This window comes from Pseudomonas sp., assembly GCF_030147005.1.
Classification (GTDB): Bacteria; Pseudomonadota; Gammaproteobacteria; order Pseudomonadales; family Pseudomonadaceae; genus Aquipseudomonas.
Map to the genome: position 1 here is coordinate 24,523 of NZ_JASLAW010000165.1, position 18,027 is coordinate 42,549.

The 18,027-nt window shown below is 57.5% G+C and carries 18 protein-coding genes; 9 read left to right on the plus strand and 9 right to left on the minus strand.

Annotated features, from left to right (window positions below):
* Positions 1 to 24: 24 nt before the first annotated feature.
* Positions 25 to 255: a hypothetical protein gene (locus Q1V60_RS15040; protein WP_300631684.1), complete on the plus strand. Its 231-nt coding sequence runs from the start codon at positions 25 to 27 to the stop codon at positions 253 to 255.
* 9 nt (positions 256 to 264) lie between these two features.
* Here the strand turns inward: Q1V60_RS15040 and Q1V60_RS15045 are convergent, their stop codons facing one another.
* Both Q1V60_RS15045 and Q1V60_RS15050 read right to left on the minus strand, forming a co-directional pair.
* Entirely contained in the window at positions 265 to 546 is a 282-nt protein-coding gene (locus Q1V60_RS15045) for a hypothetical protein (RefSeq protein ID WP_057722340.1), read from the minus strand.
* A 143-nt stretch (positions 547 to 689) separates the two neighbouring features.
* Positions 690 to 875 (minus strand): hypothetical protein, encoded by a 186-nt coding sequence (locus Q1V60_RS15050; protein WP_300631688.1) that lies wholly within the window; start codon positions 873 to 875, stop codon positions 690 to 692.
* 298 nt (positions 876 to 1,173) lie between these two features.
* Here Q1V60_RS15050 and galU point away from each other — a divergent pair, with 298 nt between their 5' ends.
* Entirely contained in the window at positions 1,174 to 2,013 is an 840-nt protein-coding gene (gene galU / locus Q1V60_RS15055) for a UTP--glucose-1-phosphate uridylyltransferase GalU (RefSeq protein ID WP_003173830.1), read from the plus strand.
* Between the two features lie 139 nt (positions 2,014 to 2,152).
* Here the strand turns inward: galU and Q1V60_RS15060 are convergent, their stop codons facing one another.
* Positions 2,153 to 3,748, minus strand: a complete 1,596-nt coding sequence (locus Q1V60_RS15060; protein WP_300631699.1) for a hypothetical protein — start codon at positions 3,746 to 3,748, stop codon at positions 2,153 to 2,155.
* 256 nt (positions 3,749 to 4,004) lie between these two features.
* Between Q1V60_RS15060 and gorA the strand changes: the two genes are divergently transcribed.
* On the plus strand, positions 4,005 to 5,363 hold the full coding sequence (gorA, locus tag Q1V60_RS15065) for a glutathione-disulfide reductase (protein ID WP_300631701.1): 1,359 nt from the start codon (positions 4,005 to 4,007) through the stop codon (positions 5,361 to 5,363).
* On the opposite strand, the gene Q1V60_RS15070 is transcribed toward gorA, so the two are convergent.
* A complete protein-coding gene (locus Q1V60_RS15070) occupies positions 5,364 to 6,371 on the minus strand; it encodes a DNA-binding protein (RefSeq protein ID WP_300631703.1) in 1,008 nt (335 codons plus the stop codon).
* 171 nt (positions 6,372 to 6,542) lie between these two features.
* Here Q1V60_RS15070 and Q1V60_RS15075 point away from each other — a divergent pair, with 171 nt between their 5' ends.
* The 3 genes from Q1V60_RS15075 (at position 6,543) to ahpF (ending at position 9,861) form a co-directional block, all read left to right on the plus strand.
* Positions 6,543 to 7,475, plus strand: coding sequence for a site-specific integrase (locus Q1V60_RS15075; RefSeq protein WP_300631705.1), 933 nt, complete (start codon positions 6,543 to 6,545; stop codon positions 7,473 to 7,475).
* Positions 7,476 to 7,608: 133 nt separating this feature from the next.
* Positions 7,609 to 8,172: an alkyl hydroperoxide reductase subunit C gene (ahpC, locus tag Q1V60_RS15080; protein WP_003191303.1), complete on the plus strand. Its 564-nt coding sequence runs from the start codon at positions 7,609 to 7,611 to the stop codon at positions 8,170 to 8,172.
* A 123-nt stretch (positions 8,173 to 8,295) separates the two neighbouring features.
* Entirely contained in the window at positions 8,296 to 9,861 is a 1,566-nt protein-coding gene (ahpF, locus tag Q1V60_RS15085; protein WP_300631709.1) for an alkyl hydroperoxide reductase subunit F, read from the plus strand.
* A gap of 50 nt (positions 9,862 to 9,911) precedes the next feature.
* On the opposite strand, the gene gloA is transcribed toward ahpF, so the two are convergent.
* A complete protein-coding gene (gloA, locus tag Q1V60_RS15090; RefSeq protein WP_300631711.1) occupies positions 9,912 to 10,433 on the minus strand; it encodes a lactoylglutathione lyase in 522 nt (173 codons plus the stop codon).
* A gap of 252 nt (positions 10,434 to 10,685) precedes the next feature.
* On the opposite strand from gloA, the gene Q1V60_RS15095 reads away from it, so the two are divergent.
* A complete protein-coding gene (locus Q1V60_RS15095) occupies positions 10,686 to 11,222 on the plus strand; it encodes a DUF4946 domain-containing protein (RefSeq protein WP_300631820.1) in 537 nt (178 codons plus the stop codon).
* Positions 11,223 to 11,326: 104 nt separating this feature from the next.
* On the opposite strand, the gene Q1V60_RS15100 is transcribed toward Q1V60_RS15095, so the two are convergent.
* The 3 genes from Q1V60_RS15100 to Q1V60_RS15110 all read right to left on the minus strand — a co-directional run bounded on the left by Q1V60_RS15100 (position 11,327) and on the right by Q1V60_RS15110 (position 14,581).
* On the minus strand, positions 11,327 to 11,692 hold the full coding sequence (locus tag Q1V60_RS15100) for a histone-like nucleoid-structuring protein, MvaT/MvaU family (protein WP_300631713.1): 366 nt from the start codon (positions 11,690 to 11,692) through the stop codon (positions 11,327 to 11,329).
* 197 nt (positions 11,693 to 11,889) lie between these two features.
* The gene (locus Q1V60_RS15105; protein ID WP_300631715.1) at positions 11,890 to 13,431 is read right to left on the minus strand and encodes an EAL domain-containing protein; all 1,542 of its coding nucleotides are present in this window, start codon (positions 13,429 to 13,431) and stop codon (positions 11,890 to 11,892) included.
* Positions 13,432 to 13,702: 271 nt separating this feature from the next.
* The gene (locus tag Q1V60_RS15110; protein ID WP_300631716.1) at positions 13,703 to 14,581 is read right to left on the minus strand and encodes a LysR substrate-binding domain-containing protein; all 879 of its coding nucleotides are present in this window, start codon (positions 14,579 to 14,581) and stop codon (positions 13,703 to 13,705) included.
* Between the two features lie 73 nt (positions 14,582 to 14,654).
* Here Q1V60_RS15110 and Q1V60_RS15115 point away from each other — a divergent pair, with 73 nt between their 5' ends.
* On the plus strand, positions 14,655 to 15,578 hold the full coding sequence (locus Q1V60_RS15115; RefSeq protein ID WP_300631717.1) for a DMT family transporter: 924 nt from the start codon (positions 14,655 to 14,657) through the stop codon (positions 15,576 to 15,578).
* Positions 15,579 to 15,869: 291 nt separating this feature from the next.
* Entirely contained in the window at positions 15,870 to 16,946 is a 1,077-nt protein-coding gene (gene hppD / locus Q1V60_RS15120) for a 4-hydroxyphenylpyruvate dioxygenase (RefSeq protein ID WP_300631718.1), read from the plus strand.
* A 45-nt stretch (positions 16,947 to 16,991) separates the two neighbouring features.
* Here the strand turns inward: hppD and rarD are convergent, their stop codons facing one another.
* Positions 16,992 to 17,873, minus strand: coding sequence for an EamA family transporter RarD (gene rarD / locus Q1V60_RS15125; RefSeq protein ID WP_300631720.1), 882 nt, complete (start codon positions 17,871 to 17,873; stop codon positions 16,992 to 16,994).
* Positions 17,874 to 18,027: the final 154 nt, after the last annotated feature.

Genomic DNA, 18,027 nt, shown 5'->3' on the forward strand with positions numbered 1-18,027 from the left:
TGTCCTGCCTGGAATGCCCCCATTATGAAGCAAGAACACGTCAGAGCCCGCCACGCCGAAGGTCAGATCACGGCAACCCACGTCATTCAGAACCCCGCCGACCTGGGTGAGTGGATCGTCTTTTTCAAGAAGAGTGACGGCCGCAGCTACTTCCTCGTGGACGATCAGGACGAGGTCGAATCATTCCCGCGTCTGGATGACTTGATCGAGATCCTGCGCAGCCTGGGAATCAAGTTCGCCGAAGTTCATCTATAGAGCAAAGGCTTACTTGCACACCACCAAGACGCTGCGGCTTTTGAAGTTGCCCACGTCCTTGCCCAGCGTCTGTTCGCTTTCCTTGAGTGCCGGCGTTCCGTCAGTGCCGACGATGCGGTAGCCGGTGCCCGCGCAGGAGGCGTCGGCTTTCTCGTAGCAACTGGCCCATGAGTTGGCTTCGCCCGAGCAGTCGATGGTCAAACCTTGCTCACCATTTTTCAGGTAAGTGTCCGACGTGGTGGTGCAGCCGGCCAGCGCCAATACCGCAGTGAGTGCCAGGATCTTGTTCATAAAAGTCATCTTCGAAGGTGTTGAGGGGAGCGCTGACACTGTCGTGGGGCGTTGGAGGAAGATTATAGCGAACTGCCATCAAGGTACAGCCAAACACAAAAAAGCCCCGCTTGACGGGGCTTTTTGATGCAATGCAGGGCGGTTTACTTGCCTTTCGGCCGCTTGCTCGACGCGTGGCCTGCTTCGTCCACAAACACTTCGGCTACCGCAGTCGCCATGCTTTCGCTCTGGAAAACGCCCGCGACGCTGTCGCCATGGAAGTTGATCAGGTGCCAGCCGTCCGCACGTTTGGTGATCAGGTAGCCGTTTACGCCTTTTGGTTCTGACATCTAATTAGCAATCTCGTAAGCTGATTCAAGGGTGCAATGATAGCGCCAAATACCAGGGGCTTGCCCAAGTAATTCAGGCCCGGTGCCAGGCGTCGAAAAGCATGCTACAAGGATCAGGCGCTTTGAAACATCAACACTCAAGTGCCGTTCAGCCTGCCTGTTGAAAGATCAGCGGAACTTACGCCGACATTTTTTCTCTATGATGACATCGCGGCGCCAGCAGCACCCATTGTAAGGTGACTGCGGCCTGATTAGACTGCGCCGAATTCCGTACGCATAGCCCTCTGTAAGGACTCATATGATCAAGAAATGCTTGTTCCCAGCAGCCGGTTACGGCACTCGCTTCCTCCCAGCGACCAAAGCCATGCCCAAAGAGATGCTGCCGGTGGTGAACAAGCCACTGATTCAGTACGGCGTCGAAGAGGCACTGGATGCCGGTTTGAATGAAATCTCCATCGTGACCGGCCGTGGCAAGCGCGCGCTGGAAGACCACTTCGATATCAGCTATGAGTTGGAAAACCAGATCAAGGGCACCGACAAGGAAAAATACCTGGTCGGTATTCGTAAACTGCTCGACGAATGCTCGTTCTCCTACACCCGTCAGACCCAGATGAAAGGCCTCGGCCACGCCATCCTCACCGGTCGCCCGCTGATCGGTGACGAACCGTTCGCCGTGGTACTGGCCGATGACCTGTGCGTAAACCTGGAAGGCGACGGTGTGCTGACCCAGATGGTCAAGCTCTACCAGAAATACCGTTGCACCATCGTCGCGGTGATGGAAGTCAACCCGACAGAAACCAACAAGTACGGCGTGATCGCCGGCGACGACATTGGTGATGGCCTGATCCGCGTACGTGACATGGTCGAGAAACCAGCGCCGGAAGATGCGCCATCGAACCTGGCGATCATCGGCCGCTACATCCTGACTCCGGACATCTTCAAGCTGATCGAAGAAACCGAGCCAGGCAAAGGCGGCGAGATCCAGATCACCGACGCCCTGCTCAAGCAAGCCAAAGATGGTTGCGTGATTGCCTACAAGTTCAAGGGCCAGCGTTTCGACTGCGGTGGCGCTGAAGGCTATATCGAGGCCACCAACTTCTGCTACGAGCACTTCTACAAGACTGGCAAGGCTTACTGATTTATATAAGCTATTGCAACGGCGGGCCGTTTCAGCGGCCCGATAAAATGCCCCGACATGTTCGGGGCATTTTGCTTTTGTCTAAGAATAACGCCTCGCTTCTAAACAAGGTTTGTTGAAGGAGCGGATCCGTTAAGAATCAATTTATCGCTGTTTTGATTGTCAGTTCCTTGCTGACGATCAAGGATCTATTGCCTGCCTCGTCTGTGCCATAAGCGCAATAATGCCAATCCCGTTCTTTGGGAAGTGTCAGCGGTTCCTCGACCAGGGAGTAGCCGCTTTCACTCGCGCAGTCGATGGATTTAAGCGCTCCGTATTTGTGATGCACCTCCACAATTTCGTTAATGTGGGATGCGGTGATAATTTGCCAATTGTCATCACCATGATCAAAAATTTGGACGTTCGGTTCGATCTGCGGGCCTGTATTGTCCAGTTGGCGTAATTTCGCGGTCGCAAATTTCATAGATTGCCATGACGTTTGCCCAAAGCGTTTACCAATGACGCAGATCGCCAGAATTCCCTCTCGTTGACCGACGCCCAGTTTCAACAGAGGCTGCTCATCCGCTTTGACCGGCGCTCCATACCCCTTTGGCAGTGCGCATCGAATTGAACTGGCCAAGCCGGTCTTATAGCGAATCCACTCAACGTTGTTACTGATCTTCAGACCCCACGACGCAGGTTGCAACTGGCCTTTTTCATTGGGGATCTCGGAGCGCGTCGACCAGGCGCCCATTCGTTCGATAACTACCCCGGTACCGGGATCAAGTTTGCTCAGATCCAACGTGTTGTCTGCACGAAATGCTGCAAGAATATGATCAACCGCGTTGGTGTAAACCGCTTCAGGCCGGCTTACAGGCCCGTTAGCAGTCAATTCGCAGGGGCGAGCGAAGCCGCAACCATTCAGATGGGAATCGGTCCCTGTCGATAGCACGCCGATTACCTGTTTGCCCTCTTTTGCAAAGACCGGGGCGCCCGAAGACCCGCCGTATACACCGACGCAGTCATTGGCGCGTGAGTCTGACCAATACCAGGGAAGGTCTCGCCGAATCGGCCAAGCGCTTTCAAAAACAGGCATGGGCGGCTGCGATTGGCACATCGAATGGCGTAAAAAGAACCCGCCGGGGAAAGCCCCCTGAGGTATATGTGCCAACTCAATATTTTGATCGGTCGCCTCAAAATTCTTTAACCGCACTGGCTTCACGCCTCTTGAGCGCAGTTCGCCGTAGGTTGCGGCCAGCTCCAGCAATCCGATTTCCGACCCCTTCATGCTTGAATAAACAATGCGCTTAATAGCGTATTCGTGGTGCTCATCGATATTGTCAAAAAAATAGGCAGGTATAAAAACAAAGCCAACTGCCATGGGCTTATCAATAATGACGTCATTATCAGCATTATCAATGGCGACAAGAGGATCAACGCTGCAGTGTCCTGCCGTGAGAATAAGCGCGGCCTGATCGTCATTCGGCGTCTCACTGTTGGCAACTAATGTCGCAGTACACTCCCAGGCCAGGCCCCGAGTCTTCCTCATTAACCCGACAGCAAAGAACCGCTCGGACCCCGGTGCTGTGGCCGATAACAGCGGCGCTACTCCGGCTGTCGCTGCGGCATAAGGGTTTGGAGTGGAGGCAACCATGCTGTTGGCATGACTCACATTGCTCCATGCACCCAGCGCGACGATAAGTGTTAATAGGCGGGTAAAACTTGAACTGAAAGGTAAGCGACAGTTGTAAATCATAACGATGTTCCGTGATCACGGTAGGGTAGGCAAATGCCTGTGTCATCCAAGTTGCATTACGAGGCGCGTCACTCAGCCTTGTCTACTGTCAACGATTACAGTTGACGTCTGCAGTTTTTGAGCTTGTCGCGAACGCACGCACAGACAAGACGCTATCTGGCGCCTGGCAGGTGGACCGATACACCGCGCCGCTTGGCTTTTTCGTTTCTCGCCCTCACCTAAGTCGGTATGCTGGTGTCCTGCCGAGGAGAATGAAATGGCCTACGATTTTGACCTGTATGTAATTGGCGCCGGTTCCGGCGGTGTTCGCGCGGCGCGCTTTGCCGCGGGCTTTGGCGCCAAGGTGGCCGTGGCGGAAAGCCGTTACCTGGGCGGTACCTGTGTGAATGTCGGCTGCGTGCCGAAGAAACTGTTGGTATATGGCGCGCACTTTGCCGAAGACTTCGAACAGGCCAGCGGTTTTGGCTGGTCGTTGGGCGAGGCGAACTTTGATTGGGCAACCCTGATCGCCAACAAAGACCGTGAGATCAACCGTCTCAACGGTATCTATCGCAACCTGCTGGTCAACAGCGGCGTAACTTTGCACGAAGGGCATGCGCGCCTGGTTGATCCGCATCAGGTGGAAATCAATGGCGAGCGCTTCACCGCCAAACATATCCTGATCGCCACGGGCGGCTGGCCGCAAATCCCGGAAATACCCGGTCGTGAGCACGCCATTGGCTCCAACGAAGCGTTCTTTCTCAAAGCGCTGCCAAAGCGCGTACTGGTGGTGGGCGGTGGCTATATCGCCGTTGAGTTTGCGGGCATTTTCCATGGTTTGGGCGCGCAGACTTCGTTGCTGTATCGCGGCGATCTGTTCCTGCGCGGCTTCGATGGCGCAGTGCGCAAGCATTTGCAGGAAGAGCTGACCAAGCGCGGCCTGGACCTGCAATTCAATGCCGATATCGAGCGGATCGACAAGCAAGCCGATGGCAGCCTCAAGGCCACGCTGAAAGACGGCCGTGTGCTGGAAGCCGATTGCGTGTTCTATGCTACGGGCCGGCGTCCGATGCTGGACAACCTGGGCCTGGAAAATACCGGCGTCACCCTCGATGAGCGTGGCTTCGTCAGTGTGGATGAGCTGTATCAAACCGCCGAGCCGTCGATCCTGGCCATCGGTGACGTGATCGGCCGAGTGCAATTGACCCCGGTCGCCCTGGCCGAAGGCATGGCTGTGGCGCGTCGCCTGTTCAAGCCTGAGCAATACCGTCCGGTGGATTACGCGATGATCCCGACGGCCGTGTTCAGCCTGCCGAATATCGGTACGGTGGGCCTTACGGAAGAAGAGGCGAAGAAGAACGGACACAAGGTGCAGATCTTCGAAAGCCGTTTCCGGCCTATGAAGCTGACCCTGACGGACTGCCAGGAAAAGACCCTGATGAAACTGGTGGTCGACGCCGACACCGACAAGGTGCTGGGCTGCCACATGGTCGGGCCCGACGCCGGCGAAATCGTGCAGGGCCTGGCGATCGCGCTCAAGGCGGGCGCGACCAAGCAGCATTTCGACGAAACCATTGGCGTGCATCCGACGGCGGCTGAAGAGTTCGTCACCATGCGCACGCCCGTGACGGGCTGATCAGGACTGAGGTGTTACCTCTGGCGTCGTTGCAACGACGGCGGCCAGACGCAACGCTTCGATGCTGGCCTGGGCCTTGATCAGGTCCAGTTCCAGCGCCTTGTTGACCTGCCGATGTTCAGTCAGCGCTTCCTGGCGTGACTGGTTTTCCAGCAGCGCAACCCGCAGGCGCTCCTGAAGTAGTGTGCGTTCGCTGTCGACCTGGCTGATCTTCTCGTTCAACTCGAGCTGGGAGGCCTGGTCTCTGCGCACTTGCTCCTGCAGTGCATTCAGCTCCTTCGCGGTCACCCGATGCTCAATCAACAGGCGTTCGTTGTCTCGATGCAGCTGGGTGATTTCATCCTGACGGACCAGCGCACTCTGCTGGGCCTGGCGCAGTTCGGCCTGCACCTGCTGCAACTGGCCTTCATGGCGACGCTGCTCCTGCTCACGCTGCTCCTTGATGGCATTGCGGTAGTGCTCAAGTGCATCGCGGGCGTGCAGGTGCTTGTCTTCCAGGGAGCGAATCTGCTCGTCCTTGTCGTTGATCCTCAATTCGTAATCGCTGCACGCCTGGCTTAGCCCGGCATTGCGCGTTTGTTCGGTCTGCAGGCTGGTGCTGGCGGTTTGCAGGGCGGCGCTTTCCTCGGCGAGGGCGGCGGCCTGGATATCGAACGCCTGTTGCAGCTGATCATGAGCTTCTTGCAGCGTCTCAAGCTGCGAGAGCAGGGCGCTTTTCTGCTGCTCAAACTTGGCCTGAGCGAGGTCGATGGGCTCTTGGGCCTTGTCTTTCAGGCGCTGGGCGAGCCGTGCCACCAATTCACCTAGCTCATCGTCGATGGGGGCTTCGGTGATGGTCTGCCGGGTTTCGCTTTCGTCCAGCTCCTTTAAATAGCGATGAATCGTGGTTTTCGAACCGGTATTACCCATCTCGATGCGTACCGCATCGATGCTGGGGTTTTCGCCACGGGCAAGGATTGCCAAGCGTGCCGTCTGAACTACTGCTTTGTTTATGCCGCCGCGAGCCATGGAGTCTCCGTCGATTTTGTACTGTGGTACGTAGTATGTAGATACGTACTATACCACGATCAAAATATCCTTTAAATTCATTATTTAACGGACGGGATATTGGCGTATTATCCCGTGTTATAAGCATTTTTAACCGCGACATAGGCGTTCGCAGTACGAATAGGCCCCGCCATGAGTGATCTTGATCGTTATCTCAACGCCGCAACCCGTGACAACACGCGCCGCAGCTACCGCGCGGCTATCGAGCATTTCGAAGTCAGTTGGGGTGGGTTCCTGCCTGCCACCAGCGATAGCGTGGCGCGCTATCTGGTCGCGCATGCGGGCGTGCTGGCGGTGAATACCTTGAAGTTGCGCCTCTCAGCATTGGCGCAATGGCACACCAGCCAGGGGTTTGCCGACCCGACCAAGGCTCCGGTGGTACGCAAGGTGCTCAAAGGCATACGTGCCGTGCATCCGGCGCGGGAGCGGCAGGCCGAGCCGCTACAGCTCACGCACCTGGAGCAGGTGGTGGCGTCGCTTGAGGTTGAGGCCCGGCAAGCCAGCGACAGTCAGGATCAGCCCCGATTGCTACGCGCCAAGCGCGACACTGCGCTGATCCTGCTGGGGTTCTGGCGCGGCTTTCGCAGCGATGAGCTGTGCCGCTTGAGCATCGAGCATGTCCAGGCAGTGCCTGGGGCCGGCATCAGCTTGTACCTGCCACGCAGCAAAAGTGACCGCGATAACCTCGGCAAAACCTACCAGACCCCCGCACTGCTGCGCTTATGCCCGGTGCAGGCCTATAGCGAGTGGCTCAGTGCCTCGGCATTGGTGCGCGGCCCGGTATTTCGCGGGATCGATCGCTGGGGCAACCTGGGGGAGGAGGGGCTGCACCCCAACAGCGTGATTCCACTGTTGCGCCAGGCACTGGAGCGCGCGGGCATCCCGGCCGAGCAGTACACCAGCCATTCCCTGCGGCGCGGCTTCGCTACCTGGGCCCATCGCAGTGGCTGGGATTTGAAATCGTTGATGAGTTACGTCGGGTGGAGCGACATGAAATCGGCCATGCGCTATGTTGAAGCGACGCCCTTTCTCGGCATGACCTTGGCTTCCCAAGCGCTGCTATGAGTTTTCTTCTATTAATACAGTCTCCTGATAGTGAAAACCAATCGTCAGCATCAGGTTTGCCAATGAGCCATCGCCGCAAAGAGTGGGTAGGATTCACCCCATCAACTTCTTAACCCCTGACGGAGAGTCAACGATGCCTATCATCAACAGCCAAGTAAAACCGTTTAAAGCTACCGCTTTCAAAAACGGCAGCTTCGTCGATGTGACCGACGCTGACCTGAAAGGCAAGTGGTCGGTCGTGTTCTTCTACCCAGCCGACTTCACCTTCGTTTGCCCGACCGAACTGGAAGACCTGGCTGACAACTACGCCGAATTCCAGAAGCTGGGCGTAGAAATCTACAGCGTGTCCACCGACACCCACTTTGCCCACGCTGCCTGGCACAACACGTCGCCAGCCATCGGCAAGATCCAGTACACCATGATCGGCGACCCAACCCTGACCATTTCCCGCAACTTCGACGTACTGATCGAAGAAGCCGGCCTGGCAGACCGCGGTACTTTCGTAATCAACCCGGAAGGCCAGATCAAGATCGTTGAACTGAACGACGGCGGTGTTGGCCGTGACGCTTCCGAGCTGCTGCGCAAAATCAAGGCCGCTCAGTACGTTGCTGCCCACCCAGGCGAAGTGTGCCCAGCCAAGTGGAAAGAAGGCGAGGCTACCCTGGCTCCGTCCCTGGACCTGGTCGGCAAGATCTAAGTCTGTGAAGTCTCAAGGGCGGGTATCCGCACCTACTCAGTAAGCCGCAACCGCCCTCAAAAACGCCCGGGCGAGATTCGCTCGGGCGTTTTTTTATACCCAGAATTAAAGGAAATCGCCCGTATGTTGGACGCCAATCTTAAAGCCCAGTTGAAGTCATACCTGGAACGGGTCACCCAGCCGATCGAGATCGTAGCCTCCCTCGACGACGGTGCGAAATCCCAGGAAATGCTCGCTCTTTTGCAGGACGTAGTCAGCCTCACGAGCCTGATTACCCTGAACACCGATGGCAATGATGCGCGTAAGCCGTCGTTCTCCATCAACCGCCCGGGTGCCGATATCAGCCTGCGTTTCGCCGGTATCCCCATGGGCCATGAGTTCACTTCGCTGGTGTTGGCCCTGCTGCAAGTCGGTGGCCACCCGTCGAAGGCCAGTGTCGAAGTGATTGAACAGATCCGAGCCTTGAAGGGCGAGTTCAGCTTCGAGACCTACTTTTCGCTGTCGTGCCAGAACTGCCCGGATGTAGTCCAGGCGCTGAACCTGATGGCCGTGCTTAACCCCAACATCCGCCACGTGGCAATCGATGGCGCGCTGTTCCAGGCCGAAGTCGATGAGCGTCAGATCATGGCGGTGCCAAGTGTCTACCTTAACGGTGTGAACTTCGGCCAGGGCCGCATGGGCCTGGAAGAAATCCTCGCCAAGCTCGACACCAGCGGCATTGAAAAAGCGGCTGAGAAAATCAGTGCCAAAGAGGCCTTTGATGTACTGGTTGTCGGCGGTGGCCCGGCAGGTTCGTCGGCTGCGATTTACGCAGCACGCAAAGGCATTCGTACCGGCGTGGCTGCCGAGCGTTTCGGTGGCCAGGTCCTGGACACCATGTCCATCGAGAACTTTATCTCGGTACAGGAAACCGAAGGCCCGAAGCTGGCCAGCGCCCTGGAAGCCCATGTACGTCAGTACGATGTAGACATCATGAACCTGCAGCGCGCCAGTAGCCTGGTGCCGGCGAAAAATGCCGGCGAGTTGCACGAAATTCGCTTCGAAAGCGGTGCGACGCTCAAGTCCAAGACCGTGATCCTGGCCACCGGCGCGCGCTGGCGTGAAATGGGTGTGCCGGGCGAGCAGGAATACAAGGCCAAGGGCGTGTGCTTCTGCCCGCATTGCGATGGTCCGTTGTTCAAGGGCAAACGCGTGGCGGTGATCGGTGGTGGTAACTCCGGCGTCGAGGCCGCCATCGACCTGGCCGGGATTGTCAGCCACGTCACGTTGCTGGAGTTCGACAGCAAACTGCGCGCCGACGCTGTGTTGCAGCGCAAGCTGTACAGCCTGCCGAACGTTGATGTGATCACCAGCGCGTTGACCAGTGAAGTCAAAGGCGATGGTCAGAAAGTTACCGGCCTGGCGTACAAGGATCGCGACAGCGGCGAGTTCAAGACCATCGACCTGGAAGGTATCTTTGTGCAGATCGGTTTGCTGCCTAACACCGACTGGCTCAAAGGCACCGTGGAGCTGACGCCTCGCGGGGAGATCATCGTCGATGCACGTGGCGAGACCTCATTGCCGGGTGTATTCGCCGCCGGTGACGTGACGACTGTGCCGTACAAGCAGATCGTGATTGCAGTGGGCGAGGGCGCCAAAGCTTCATTGAGCGCATTCGACCACCTGATCCGCAGTTCCGCGCCCGCGTAAACCTGCCGCGCAAATGAAAAACCCCATGAGTGATCATGGGGTTTTTTGTTTTACAGCGGTGCTGGCTGAATGATCTCAACCCAGTACGCGTCCGGGTCCTTGATGAAGGCCAGGCTTTTCATGCGGCCATCGCTCAGGCGCTTCTGGAAATCGCAGCCCAGAGCCTCGAAGCGTTCGCATGCCGTGACGATATCCGGCACCGAGATGCAGATATGGCCAAAGCCACGCGGGTCGGTGTTGCCGTTGTGGTAGGCGAAGTCGGCATCGTTTTCGGTGCCGTGGTTGTGAGTCAGCTCCAGAATGCCTGGGATCGACTTCATCCACTGAGTGCGCTCAGCAGCGTCCGCCGGAATCTGTGCCTTGTCCACCAGGGCCAGGAAATACAGGCTGAATTCGGCTTCCGGGAAATCGCGTTTTTCAACCAGGGAAAAACCCAGTACGCGGGTGTAGAAATCCAGCGACTTGGTGATGTCCTTGACGCGCAGCATGGTGTGGTTGAACACGAAGTTCGTGGTGGCGGTATCAGGTTGGGCTGTGACGCCGGGGAAGGTGTTCAGTTCGTGCAGGCTCATGGGCCCTCCAGAAAAAATGGGGCAAGGCGGTTAATGCCAGTCAGTCAAGAAGGAACGCTCGCTGTCCGCTCTGGCTCTTGACTGATCAGCATTAGGCAAAGCGGTCCCTTGGCTTGCGGCAAGCATCCATGCAATCGAGCCATGATACGCAAGGCCTGCTGATCACGCCAAATGAAAAAGCTGACGCGGCCCTTGCGGGCTGTGGGTCTCGGGCCGCAAACTTTGGCGCTGGAACCTTGGATGCTTTTTGCAATGATCGAGTTTCGTAAACCGCTGTTGGGTACGTTGTGCTTACTGTTGGTCAGCCCGTTCGCACTGGCGGCCGACCCGGAGATTCATTGGCCCAGTGGCTGGCAGGTCGAAGAAGTGGAGCCCGATGGCGACGCACCGGTAAAGACCCAAACCGTGTCTCGGCAGCGCGCGATCAAGAATGATGAAAACGGCAAGACCTTGATGGTGATGGAGTTGACCGGTACGCCTATCGAGGCCGGGCACAAGGTTAATCTTCAAGGCGTGTTGCTGGAAATGCGTAAATCCATTCAGAAGGATTTCGCCCAGGGCGGTTATCAAAGCGTGTGCACCAAGATGCACGCCGCTACATTGAGCCGTCTTGAAGCGCTGGAAACTACATGTGTGATTACCGAGAACGGCCGACATGTGCTATCGCAGACACTAGTGGGGGCGGTGGATACGGATAAAGCCTACGTGTTTTCATATGCTGGCCAGGCACAAGCGTACGAGGCTAGCAAGGATGAAGTCACTTCAGTGCGCGACAGCCTCAAACTCTGAAGGGATATATGTGAACGAATGTGAATTTCAAATTAAGTTCGTTTGCGAACCTATAAACGAAAAAAAGCCCCGCCTAAGCGGGGCTTTCTGTTAGTGCATGTTAATCAGCCGCGAAGCCAGGAATCTACAGTGGCTGCGCCATGCTCTTCTTTCCAGGCTTTCAGGCCGCGGTGGTTGCCGCCTTTGGTCTCGATCAGCTCGCCGGTATGCGGGTTGTGGTAGACCTTGACCACGCGTGCGCGGCGCTGTTTCGGAGCGGCGACGGTTGCTGCGCCCGCTTTGCCTGGGTTTGGATCGAGGATGGAGATCACATCGCGCAGGCTTTTGTCATAGCTGCCCATCAGCTTTTTAAGTTTTTCTTCGAATTCAATTTCTTTCTTAAGCCCGGCGTCGTTTTTCAGTGATTCCAGCTGGGCCAGCTGCTCTTGAAGGGCTTTTTCTGCTGCGCGAAATTCGGCGAGTCTGGACAAAATCTGTACTCCAATAGTGTAGTTGGCTGATATCTACTGCGGAGAAAGCCTTAAGCCAAGAGGATTAAGCTAACTCAACGAAAACGCCGGTCTGTGAATGTATCGCCAGCACGAAAAATTGTAGTAGTTAATCCACTTCGAGTAAATCATGGGTTTTGTCCAAATAACATTCTTCATCTGAAGCAGTCGATAGCGGTTCAATCGCGGGTCAACGACTTAATGAATTCATCGCAGGGTAAAGGACGGCCGAACAGGTAGCCTTGCAGAAAATCCACGCCTTTTGCGACGAGGTAATCACACTGTTGCGCTGTTTCCACGCCCTCTGCCACGATGCCCAGGTCCAGCTTGGCGGACAGTTCTATGATGCTGTCGAGAATATGCCGTGAGAGCGCATCGGCACCGATCATGGCGACGAAGCTTTGATCGATCTTCAAGTAGTCCACATTGAAGTTGCGCAAGTAACCCAGGCTGGAATGCCCCGTGCCGAAGTCATCTATTGCGATCATCACGCCCAACTGGTGCAGAGCATCGAACAAACGCCGAGTGATGTCGGTGGGTTCGATCAACTCACGCTCGGTCAATTCCAGTACGAGGGTGACCTGGCCGGGCGGGAAGGCCGCAAGGAACTCCCGGCAGTCGTCCACCAGGTCCAGATCCTGGCAATGGCGCGCGGTGATGTTCACGCCGATATGAAAACCCGCGCAGAAGCGCTCGGCATGCGGCGCCAACTGCGCGGCGGTCTGGCGGAGCAGGGCGCGCGTCATGGGCACGATCAGGCCGGAGTGTTCGGCCAGGGGAATAAACAGATCCGGTCGCACCAAGCCCTCTTTTGGGTGTTTCCAGCGCATAAGCACTTCGCAACCGGCCCATTGGCGCGTGTCGCCGCGCACCACCGGCTGAAAATACGGAATGAATTCGTCGGCGCCCAGGGCTCGTTGCAACTCGTGGGTAGGGGCTGAGGAGCGTTTCTGCAACCAATGGGCAAGAATCCCGGCCAGCACACCAAAAAACACAACCAAACTGAACACTGCCGGATAACGCGCCTGCATGTAACGCCAGACCTCACCTTCGGGCATGCCCACGTCGACGCTGTACTGATAGCGGCTGGATGCCAAGAAGTGAGGGGCTACGGCAAACGTCGGCAGCGCATCGGTGTGGACCTTGCCATCGGCATCCAGCCAATTGGGACCTACCTTCAATACCAGGAATGCGTAGCGGCTGATCAGGCGCAAGGCATTGGCGAGGTGGTAGCCGTCAATGGAGGCAAACGCACCTCTATCGCCGTCGACCAACCGGTAAACCAGCAGTGCGGTGTCCGGCGTTACCGGGTTGCCGTCCATCAACCACAGACTGCCGTCGACGTAGTCGCTCGGGTTGACCGGCGACGCAGCGCTGACGCCAAACAACGAACTGCAATAAATGTTTTTCTGCCAGGACAAGGTAGTCGCGCGCACGAACGGCCGGCGGGTGACCTGCTCACGCAATGCCAGCGTCGCGGCCTTATCACATGGCAGGCCGGCCAGCGGTAACAGGGCTTGGGCGGCGGCGGCGGTGTTGTCGAGCATCAGGTCGAACTGCCGCACCGCTTCCTGGGCCGTTTGAGCGGTGCTCTGCTCAAGCGTGCGCTCGGCTTGCCAATAAAGAATGACAACCCCGAGCAAAACGGGCAGCACGCCGCAGACTGCACTGACGAAATAGCGCGCGGCTCGGCTTCGTGGAACTTTGGAAGTCAGAGGCATAGAGGGACAGGCCATGCAAAAGAGGGGCTTTGCCGAATGCCGATCAGTCAAGCGCTAGAGCGGAGCTGTGGCGAGGGAGCTTGCTCCCGCCGGGTCGCGAAGCGGCCTGGGAAAATGGGACTGCTATGCAGTCCAGCGGGAGCAAGCTCCCGCGCCACGGTAAAGCGTTCCTTCTTAACTGATCCGCATTAGGGACTATGCCGATGATAGATGGCATTGCCACACGACGCTCAGCAAAACGTAACAGCGCTTGCCTTATGGACGTTTGAGTTCAAACCGGAGCGGGATAGAGCGTTTGCGCCAGTGCAATGAACGCCAGTGTCGCGGGTGACGACTGTCGGCGGTCGAGCACCGCCAGGCCGATCTGGCGCGGCACGTGGGGGGCCAGCGGCCGCACCACATAGCGCGGGTCTGCGGCTGCCGGCAGCGAAGCCTGCGCGACAATGCTCAGACCGTCGCCACGGCTGACCGCCTCCAGCGTGCTGAGCAACTGCGCGCAGCGGTAACGCACCTTCGGCTGTAATCGGGCCTGGCTGAACAGGCCCATGACCAGCTCCGAAGACCCGGCCTCAGTCAGGATAAACGCGTCATCACACAATGCGTGCAAGGGCAGCGCTGCGTGGCCGGCCAACCCATGGCCGGCCGGTAACAGCGCTACCCATTGGTCCTGCAGCAGCGCCACCGTGTCGAAACGGTCCTGTTCCAGAACGACGAATCCGACATCCACCCGTCGCTCATCCAGCCACTGCATGACCTGCCGGTCTGGGCCTTCGTCGATATGTACTTCAATGCCGGGGTAAGCCTGGCGAAAGTGGCTGAGAATGTTGGGCAGCAAGCGGATTGATGCGGTGGGTCCGAACGACCCGATACGCAGCGTGCCACGCTTCATGCCGCGGGCGTCGGCGGCTTCCTGCTGCAGCGTACTGGCCAGGCCGAGCATGGCGCGGGCGCGACCCAGCAATTGCGTGCCGATTTCGCTCGGTTCCACCAGGGTCTGGTGGCGGCGGAACAATTCCACACCCAGCTCCTGTTCCAGCGCCTTGATCGCATGGGAAACCGCCGACTGGCTGATGCCCAGGCGGTGAGCGGCGCTGGTAAAGCCTCGCAGTTCAGCGACCAAGGAAAAGATTTCCAGCTGCGTCAGGGTCATGAGGAAACGCTCATTTTACGATGATGGAACATTACTTGAAGAATAGGCCCTCCTTTATTCTGCGAGCAACTTTATGCGCCGCATCACCGATGGCCTCACTTACCTCAAACTTGCCGCTGTCAGTGCGATCTGGGGCGGCACCTTCGTTGCCGGGCGTTACCTGGCCGATCAGGTCGACCCGCTGCTGGCCGCGAGCTTGCGCTTTGTGCTGGCCAGCTTGGCATTGTCGTTGTACATGGTGTTCGCTCGGGTCCGCTTGAAATGCCCGAACCCACGAGAGTTGGCGCAACTGACGGCGCTCGGATTCTTCGGAATTTTTTTCTATAACCTGTGTTTCTTTTATGGATTGCACTACATCAATGCATCGCGGGCTTCACTGATTGTGGCGTTGAACCCGGCCATGATTGGCCTGGCGGGCTGGTGGTTGTTCAACGAGCGCCTGGAGCGCATCAGATGCCTGGGTATCGCGTTGTGCCTGGGCGGTGCGGCGGCGGTCATTGTCAGTCGCAACCCGCATGTGTTGCAGGGTAGCCTGGGTGCCTGGCGCGGCGATCTGTTGATACTCGGTTGCGTGCTGGGGTGGGGCGTCTATTCCCTGGGTTCGCGGCAGTTGAATCAAAGCCTCGGGCCGTTGCAAACCGTCACGTGGTCAATTCTGCTGGGCACATTGATGCTTCTGACCACAACCCTTGTCACCGGGCGCATGACCCTGGCGAGCCTGAGCGTGCTGCAGGTGTCGCAATGGGCCAGCCTGGGCTATCTGGGCGTAATGGGGTCGGCCCTGGCCTATATCGGCTATTACGACGGCATTCGACGCATAGGCGCGACGCGTTCCGGGGTATTTATTGCCCTCAACCCGCTGACGGCAGTCATGTGCGCGGCGTTGTTGCTCGACGAACACCTGACGCCAGCCATGCTGCTTGGCGGCGGTGTGATTCTGGCCGGCATCTACTTGTGCAATAAACCCCTTGCGCGCGGCAAGGCAATGGGGATTTGATAAGCGCACGGAAAAACAGAGTACGGAAAAACAGAGTACGGAAAAACAGAGTACGGACAAACCCTGTTACGCTGTGTAGAATCGATTTACGCATACAAGAATATGGACTTGCGCTCACGCAAGCCTCGGCCGTCAGAGACTGATGACACCATGAAGCAACTCGGTTCCCCCCTTATCTTTGGTGACTTCCTCGCCCGCAGCGTGCGAGGCCTTTCCTGCGCGCCACCCGCTGACCTCATCCTTGCTCGCAAATAACTATTTGTTACTCCAAAGCATGATGAGGCACCGAACATGACCGACCAATACGAAAACCCGATGGGCCTGATGGGCTTTGAATTCATTGAGTTCGCATCGCCGACCCCAGGCACGCTGGAGCCGATCTTCGAAATCATGGGCTTCACCAAGGTGGCTAGCCATCGTTCCAAGAATGTGCACTTGTATCGCCAGGGCGAGATCAACCTGATCCTCAATAATGAGCCCAACAGCCTGGCCTCGTACTTCGCCGCCGAACACGGGCCATCGGTCTGCGGCATGGCGTTTCGTGTGAAAAACTCCCAGGAAGCCTACAAGCGCGCCCTGGAACTGGGGGCCCAGCCGATTCATATCGAAACCGGCCCGATGGAGCTGAACCTGCCGGCGATCAAAGGTATCGGCGGAGCGCCGCTGTACCTGATCGACCGTTTTGGCGAAGGCAGCTCGATCTATGACATCGACTTCGTCTACCTCGAAGGCGTAGACCGTAACCCGCAAGGCGCAGGTCTGAAGGTCATCGACCACCTGACCCACAACGTCTATCGCGGCCGCATGGCCTACTGGGCCAACTTCTACGAGAAGTTGTTCAACTTCCGTGAAGCGCGCTACTTCGATATCAAGGGCGAGTACACCGGCCTCACGTCCAAGGCCATGAGCGCCCCGGATGGCATGATCCGCATCCCGTTGAATGAAGAGTCATCCAAGGGCGCAGGCCAGATCGAAGAGTTCCTGATGCAGTTCAACGGCGAGGGCATCCAGCACGTGGCGTTCCTCACCGACGATTTGGTCAGCACCTGGGACGCGTTGAAGAAGATCGGAATGCGCTTCATGACCGCGCCGCCGGACACCTACTACGAGATGCTCGAAGGCCGCCTGCCGAACCACGGCGAACCGGTGGACCAATTGCAGGCACGCGGCATTTTGCTGGATGGCTCGTCGATCGAGGGCGACAAGCGCCTGTTGCTGCAGATCTTCTCGGAAACCCTGATGGGCCCGGTGTTTTTCGAATTCATTCAGCGCAAAGGCGACGATGGGTTCGGCGAAGGCAACTTCAAGGCCTTGTTCGAGTCGATCGAGCGCGATCAGGTCCGTCGCGGTGTGTTGACCGCCGACTAAGCAAAAGAAAGCCCGGCTTCGGCCGGGCTTCTTTTTGCCTGCGATTCAGGCTTTGCGCTGACGCACCAAGTGCTTGAACCCTTCATATACCAGCACCATCACTGCCAGCCAGATCGGGATGTAGGTCAACCATTGCCCGCCCTTGATGCCTTCGCCCAGCAATAGCGCCACTGCGAGCAACAATACCGGCTCAACATAACTGAGCAGGCCGAACAGGCTGAAGGCCAGCAAACGGCTGGCGATGATATAGCTCACCAGCGCCGACGCACTGATCAAGCCCAGCATTGGAATCAACGCGTACAGCTTCGGCTGCGCATCCAGTACCGCGAAGCCCTGTTCGCCGCTTTGCACAAACCACCAGGCCACCGGCAACATCAACGCCATGTCCAGCCACAGGCCACCCAAATGGTCGGTGGTCAGGTATTTACGGACCACGAAATACACCGGGTAACCGATGATCACTACCAGCGTCGCCCATGAGAAACCGCCGGCCTGGTACAACTCGTTAAGCACACCCAGCGTGGCAAACGCCACGGCGATCTGCTGCAAGCGCGACAGCTGCTCGCCATAGACCAGGCGCCCGGTCAGCACCATGGTCAGCGGCAACAGGAAATACCCCACCGACACGTCCAGGCTGCGCCCATTCAGCGGTGCCCACATGAACAGCCATAACTGCACGCCGAGCAGCGCAGACGATACCAGCACGCCGCCTATCAAGCGCGGCCTGGCCACCAGCATGCGCAGCAACTCCCACACCCGGCGCCATTCGCCGCTAACCAACATGAATACGGTCATGCAGGGTACGGTCAGCAACATACGCCAGCCGAAAATTTCAAGGCCACTCAGCGGCGTGAGCAGAGACGTGAAGTAATACATCACGGCAAACAACACCGAGGCCGAGACCGATAACACAACACCTTTAGACACGCTGTCCTCGCGAAAGCCGATTTGAGATAAACAAGAAGAGGATTATGGTGCTTTTGGCCGCGCAGGTGCGCTGTTTTGGGGCAAGAGACGGGAAATGGATCAAAATGGTCGGTTTACACTTATTACTCTGGACGCTGTCCAGCTTCAGCGAGGC

Coding starts and splice junctions, on each gene's coding strand:
- galU (WP_003173830.1), top strand. CDS start 1,174: ATGATCAAGAAATGCTTGTTCCCAGCAGCCGGTTACGGCACTCGCTTC.
- hppD (WP_300631718.1), top strand. CDS start 15,870: ATGACCGACCAATACGAAAACCCGATGGGCCTGATGGGCTTTGAATTC.
- Q1V60_RS15095 (WP_300631820.1), top strand. CDS start 10,686: ATGATCGAGTTTCGTAAACCGCTGTTGGGTACGTTGTGCTTACTGTTG.
- Q1V60_RS15115 (WP_300631717.1), top strand. CDS start 14,655: ATGCGCCGCATCACCGATGGCCTCACTTACCTCAAACTTGCCGCTGTC.
- Q1V60_RS15075 (WP_300631705.1), top strand. CDS start 6,543: ATGAGTGATCTTGATCGTTATCTCAACGCCGCAACCCGTGACAACACG.
- Q1V60_RS15050 (WP_300631688.1), bottom strand. CDS start 875: ATGTCAGAACCAAAAGGCGTAAACGGCTACCTGATCACCAAACGTGCG.
- Q1V60_RS15110 (WP_300631716.1), bottom strand. CDS start 14,581: ATGACCCTGACGCAGCTGGAAATCTTTTCCTTGGTCGCTGAACTGCGA.
- Q1V60_RS15045 (WP_057722340.1), bottom strand. CDS start 546: ATGAACAAGATCCTGGCACTCACTGCGGTATTGGCGCTGGCCGGCTGC.
- Q1V60_RS15070 (WP_300631703.1), bottom strand. CDS start 6,371: ATGGCTCGCGGCGGCATAAACAAAGCAGTAGTTCAGACGGCACGCTTG.
- ahpF (WP_300631709.1), top strand. CDS start 8,296: ATGTTGGACGCCAATCTTAAAGCCCAGTTGAAGTCATACCTGGAACGG.
- gloA (WP_300631711.1), bottom strand. CDS start 10,433: ATGAGCCTGCACGAACTGAACACCTTCCCCGGCGTCACAGCCCAACCT.
- gorA (WP_300631701.1), top strand. CDS start 4,005: ATGGCCTACGATTTTGACCTGTATGTAATTGGCGCCGGTTCCGGCGGT.
- Q1V60_RS15105 (WP_300631715.1), bottom strand. CDS start 13,431: ATGCCTCTGACTTCCAAAGTTCCACGAAGCCGAGCCGCGCGCTATTTC.
- Q1V60_RS15060 (WP_300631699.1), bottom strand. CDS start 3,748: ATGATTTACAACTGTCGCTTACCTTTCAGTTCAAGTTTTACCCGCCTA.
- Q1V60_RS15040 (WP_300631684.1), top strand. CDS start 25: ATGAAGCAAGAACACGTCAGAGCCCGCCACGCCGAAGGTCAGATCACG.
- ahpC (WP_003191303.1), top strand. CDS start 7,609: ATGCCTATCATCAACAGCCAAGTAAAACCGTTTAAAGCTACCGCTTTC.